At 66.9% G+C, this 4809-nt stretch carries 6 protein-coding genes; 2 read left to right on the top strand and 4 right to left on the bottom strand.

Annotation, left to right across the window (positions count from 1 at the left end; translation table 11 throughout):
* Window positions 1-231: 231 nt before the first annotated feature.
* On the top strand, window positions 232-759 hold the full coding sequence (locus ACFYY7_RS45205; protein ID WP_383724616.1) for a DinB family protein: 528 nt from the start codon (window positions 232-234) through the stop codon (window positions 757-759).
* 59 nt (window positions 760-818) lie between these two features.
* Here ACFYY7_RS45205 and ACFYY7_RS45200 read toward each other — a convergent pair whose 3' ends face one another.
* Both ACFYY7_RS45200 and ACFYY7_RS45195 read right to left on the bottom strand, forming a co-directional pair.
* Window positions 819-2222, bottom strand: coding sequence for an ISL3 family transposase (locus ACFYY7_RS45200; protein WP_388672203.1), 1404 nt, complete (start codon window positions 2220-2222; stop codon window positions 819-821).
* Window positions 2223-2307: 85 nt separating this feature from the next.
* A complete protein-coding gene (locus ACFYY7_RS45195; protein WP_388672200.1) occupies window positions 2308-2505 on the bottom strand; it encodes a hypothetical protein in 198 nt (65 codons plus the stop codon).
* 463 nt (window positions 2506-2968) lie between these two features.
* On the opposite strand from ACFYY7_RS45195, the gene ACFYY7_RS45190 reads away from it, so the two are divergent.
* Window positions 2969-3505 (top strand): hypothetical protein, encoded by a 537-nt coding sequence (locus ACFYY7_RS45190; RefSeq protein ID WP_388672197.1) that lies wholly within the window; start codon window positions 2969-2971, stop codon window positions 3503-3505.
* A 58-nt stretch (window positions 3506-3563) separates the two neighbouring features.
* On the opposite strand, the gene ACFYY7_RS45185 is transcribed toward ACFYY7_RS45190, so the two are convergent.
* Both ACFYY7_RS45185 and ACFYY7_RS45180 read right to left on the bottom strand, forming a co-directional pair.
* Window positions 3564-4310: an HNH endonuclease family protein gene (locus ACFYY7_RS45185; RefSeq protein ID WP_388672194.1), complete on the bottom strand. Its 747-nt coding sequence runs from the start codon at window positions 4308-4310 to the stop codon at window positions 3564-3566.
* 347 nt (window positions 4311-4657) lie between these two features.
* Window positions 4658-4809 (bottom strand): IS3 family transposase (locus ACFYY7_RS45180; RefSeq protein ID WP_388672205.1); only part of this gene is annotated, 152 nt, incomplete at its 5' end.

The following is a 4809-nucleotide window of genomic DNA, read 5'->3' as shown; positions in this document are numbered from 1 at the left end:
AACTCCTTCGGATACGGCTTGGGCACTGCAACATCCTTCCAGGCCGCCTCTCAGCAAGCCAGGTCAGGTGTCACTTATCCGTGCAGCAGTCCCTTTCGGTGCCCTTCTGGGAGTTGCCTCGCTTATCTCGGCAAGATGTTGCCACTGAGCTGCCTGAGTAAGAGGGGCCGCGCGTGTTCGTCGCCAGCGAAGGCCCGCGAAGTCCATGGCGGTGTGTGCCAGGGTCCTGGCATGACTTCGACACCGGATGGACGCCCTATCCCACCCGCACATGCTGGCGAGCGCGCCATGCTGGAATCGTGGCTCGACTTTCACCGTGCCACTCTCGCCCTGAAGTGCTCGGGCCTCAAAGACGATCAATTACGGCTGGCGTCGGCTGCGCCGTCGTCGATGACACTGCTGGGCCTCATCCAGCACATGGCCGAGGTGGAACGCAACTGGTTCCAGCGTGTGTTCGCCGGCCAGGACGTGCACGCAGTCTTCGGGGAGAGCAACGTCGACGGCTTTGCACTTGAGGATGGCCGAGGACTCGACGAGGCCATGGCGGTCTGGCAGACAGAGATCGTTCGAGGGCGTGAGCTCATCGCTGCCGCCTCGCTGGACGACTCCGGTCGGCTGTCTGAGCAGGAAGCCGGCCACGTAGGTGACGGAGGGGTTTCGCTGCGCTGGATCATGGTCCACATGATCGAGGAGTACGCGCGTCACAACGGCCACGCCGACCTGATCCGGGAGCGCATCGACGGCGTCGCCGGGGCGTGAAATGCGGTTGGCGACAGCTTGTTCGGCTGGCTCTATTCACCAGCAGTGTCGTGACACCGTCACCAGCTGTTACGGCAACAGGACTCTTTTTCTGAGGAATTGGAAGCCGGCCCGGCCGAACATTTGGCGCTTGAGCATCTGACGTGCCCGGTGAGTGCGTCGATCTCGGGGCAGTTGGCCCGAACGTTCTTCAGGTGGAGGTGTTCGGCCTCGGAGAGGTTTTCCGGCCGGCGGAGAACCCATCCGGCGACAGCCCGGGGCGAGGGAGGACGGGCTGTCACGGGCCGCGGCGAGGTGCGCTTCTGGCGAAGGTACGCGCGAACGCGCTGGTAGCTGCCCTGATAGCCGAGTGGGACGATCTCCTCCCATAGTTTCCAGGCGTTGGTGCGGCCCTCGTTCCAGCGGTCGTCCAGGTAGGGCTTGTACTTGTCGAGGACCGAGGTCCGGGTCTGCCACTGACCGGTGAAGGGGTCTTCCGACTTGGCGGCGTCCGCGTACCGTTTGACGGTCCGGCTGGTCATGCCGAGCTGCCGCTGGATCGCGCGACGGCTGTGTCCTGCCTCAACCAGGGCATGGATCGTGGCATGCATGGTCCGGGTTCGGTCGGCGAACCGGTGGCCGGTCGGCCACGGTGAGCCGGAGGACTCCTCCGCCGGGTCGGGCTCTTTCTCGGGCGTTTCAGGTGTCTCGGGCACCAGGACTCGCAGGCATCGGCGGTGCTGGGCGATGCTCCGCTCGGCGGCCTCGCTGAGGTTGTGCCAGAGGTGCCACCGGTCCGCGTCCTGCACGGCCTGCGGGGCACCGGTGGTGGCGCCCTCGGCGAAGAACGGCGCGCGGTCCCGGCATACCACCTCGATTCCGGGCCGCTGGGCCAGCCATGCGGCCAGGCTCGCAGCAGGTCGACTGGCCGCACGGGTTTCAACGTCCACGAGGACGGTGCCGTAGTGGCGGCCCTTGCGGGTGGCGTACTCATCGACGCCGACGACCCGCGGAGCGGGCACCTCCGGCTCGGGAAGTGCGTCGACCAGCCGCAGGACCGTGCTGCGGCTGACCGGCGCACCGACGATGTCTGCCAGGCGGGCGCCGGCCCGGCCCGCGAGAGCGAGACCAATTGCTGCCAGGGTCGAGCGGAGACGCTCGGTCCGCTGGCCGTGCCTTCGGGTCAGACCGGGTATCTGCTCGACGAACGTGCGACGTCTGCACTCGGCGGTCCGGCAGGCGAACCGGCGGACCCGCAGCCGGAGTACGACGCTTCGTCCCGAGCTCGGAACATCAGCGGGAAACCGCAGGTAGGAACCATGAACCTGGGCAGACCACGCTCCACAACCCGGACACGAGGCGCCCGCAGCGGTACACCGCACATCAACACGCACTATCGCGATGTTCGCGTCGACCGACAGCACCGCGACGTCCGCGATCGACGGGAACAGCAACTCCTCCAGCCGGAGCAAGATCTCATTCACAGCCCCGAACTATCGACCCAGCTACTCCTGCCACTCCTCGTTTTGAGGCAACTTCCCGAGGCACCGCAGGGAGTTCAGCCGTCACTCACAGTGCACGGATCACACAACCTGAGCCAGAACCCGTTCTCGTGGACGAAGCCATGCCCTCGCGGTACTCGATCACGTCCTGCTCGGTATTGGCCCCGCTGCACTCCGAGAAGCAGCCGTGCGAGCCCTCCAGCCCGTCGATGGTCAGAGTGAAGTTGAACGCGGCGAATGGATCAACCCGCTGTCCCGTTGCCATGACTGTTTCTCCTCGTGCCTTGGTAGAACGCCCGTCGACCTGCGACATCCATCACGGATAGTCACGGCCAATGAGCGTGGCGTATTCATCCGCGGTGATCTTAGGAGCTGGGCTGTGGTAAGCGATGCGATTCCGTCAACCTCGTGCCGCCGGAGCGCTGCCCTGTTCGAGGAGCTGGGCTTCGAGGTCGGCGATCCGCTTCTCGCCGAAGCGGAGGTTGGAGCGGGCGCCTTCGAGTCGTTCCTGGAGGGTGCGGTGCTCGCGGGTGAGTTACTGGACGCGGTGCTTGAGGGTGGTGTTCTCGGTCGTCAAGGACTGGAGCGACTCGCCGGGGACCATCTGGTCGAAGTCGCGGATCTGCCCCATCAACTCACCGATCCGCTGCCGCTGAGTGCAGATCTCCCTCTGGGCGCGGGTGAGCTCTGCTTCGGCGTTAAGTGCGCGCTCGCGCCAGGTCGCTTCGATGCGCTCGTGCTCGTCCTGGCCGCAGCGGTCACGACGGCTACGGCTGTCGGCGACCGCGCGCTTCACCAGGGCGCGGGTCGCCCGCGCCTGCGGTGCCGACCCCGAGGTCCTGAAGAAGGTCTGGGACGACGCCGACGCCCGGCGCGTCCGCAAGCCCCGGCCCGAGACACTCGCCTCCGCCCTGCGCTTCCTGCACCAGCGGGCAGGAAGCCCCGCGCCCTGGTCATTGTCCGTCAGCAGCGGCTACGCCCTGTCCCAGGACCGCATCACCAACCTTCTGAACGGGGCCACGATCGGCACCTGGGAAGAGGTCCAGACACTCGACGGTGAGTACGCCTTCTTCGAGCCCCTCTGGAAGCAGGCGGCAACCGAACACGCCGCCCCCGCACCACAACCCCCAGGGCAGGGAACCACCAGCCGACTCGAAGAGCTCATCGGCGCCTTCAACAACATCCTCGCCACCGGGCGCCCCACGGCCCCACGACGTCCTCTGCCCACCCCCATCCAGGCCGCAACCACCTGGCCTGGCAGGTGACTCCAACCCCACGGCGCCACAGCAAACCGGCACCGCCGGGGGCGTGGCCGCAAGAACGCTACGGAGCGACCTCGTACTTCACGATGGTGTCGGAGCAGTCCTTGGCAAGGGTCTCCAGCGCGGCACGCTCCTTATCGTCGGCGCTGAGCTTCCACCGAAGTTTCGTGGCGGTCCAGTCGGCGAGGTAGGTGCACTTCGCGGAGTCCGCCGGCGGCATCCACTCCGACGGGTCCTTGTCCGCCTTGGACCGGTTCGTCTTCGCGGTGACCGCGATAAGGCTGCGCTCGGCCCCGAGGTCATTGGCATACCGCATGCGCCCGTCCGCGTCCCACTTCGACGCTCCGCTGTCCCATGCCTCCGCCAGGGGAACCATGTGGTCGATATCGAGCTTGCCCGCAGCGGTGACCGTGACCTCGTCGTAGTACGACAGCCACTCGCCCCCCGTCAGCGCGCATCGTGCCCCCTGCTCCGGCGCCTTGACCGCCTCCGCGAGCAGAACCTCGTTGCGGGTCGAGCACGAGTCGCCGTCCTCATCGATCCAGTGCTTGAAGCTGTCGCGTTCGTAGCCGGTGCGGTTCTCGTCCGCGGCCGGGATTTTCGCGATGGCCTCGGACAGCGACAGACCATCGCCGCCCGCGGGAGCGCCCGGGGCGGCCGAGGAGCCGGCCTCGGACCGGTCGGTACCGGCAGACGCGGAGGCTGCCGGCTTCGAGTCGGACTCGCTCTTCGTGGCGCTGGGATTGCACGAGGCGAGTGACGCCACGAGCACTGCGGCGGCGATGGGAACGAAACGGCGCACAGGCACGGTGTGGGCTCCAGCTGGTCGGGGCTGATGAGCCCTCATGATCGCAGCCGGAGACCATTTCCTGACACCGGGTCATGTGTGCTGGCCGTAACCCCGCAGTGACAGGTGAGGTCACCGCCAGCCCAGAGCAGCCCGCAGCCTCATCGCAGCTGCGCCCGGGGCCGGGCCGACGTATGCAGCAGCTCACCGGGCGGCAAACCACCGCGGCTCGTACGGTCGGTCATGAGTACCCTGACAGGACGGCGCTCCTGGGATGGCCCCGCGGTCACTTCGCGCGTTCCGCAGGGCCACCCCACCCGTCAGGTCATGAGCTTGTTCCGCTTTGACGGACACCGTTGGTGTGGTGGTCAGGCTGCGAGTGCGGTCTCGTATTCGGCGGGACTGCGGTAGCCGAGGCTGCTGTACAGTCGGTGCAAGTTGTACCAGCTCTCGATGAAGTCGAAGATCGCGGTGCGGGCGGCGGCCCGACTGGGCCAGGCGGTGGTGCCGAGCAAGGACT

The sequence above is a fragment of the Streptomyces sp. NPDC001933 genome (assembly GCF_042890955.1).
Lineage (GTDB): Bacteria > Actinomycetota > Actinomycetes > Streptomycetales > Streptomycetaceae > Streptomyces.
The sequence above is the reverse complement of the archived record's forward strand: the minus strand, read 5'-3'. Positions and strand labels throughout refer to the sequence as shown.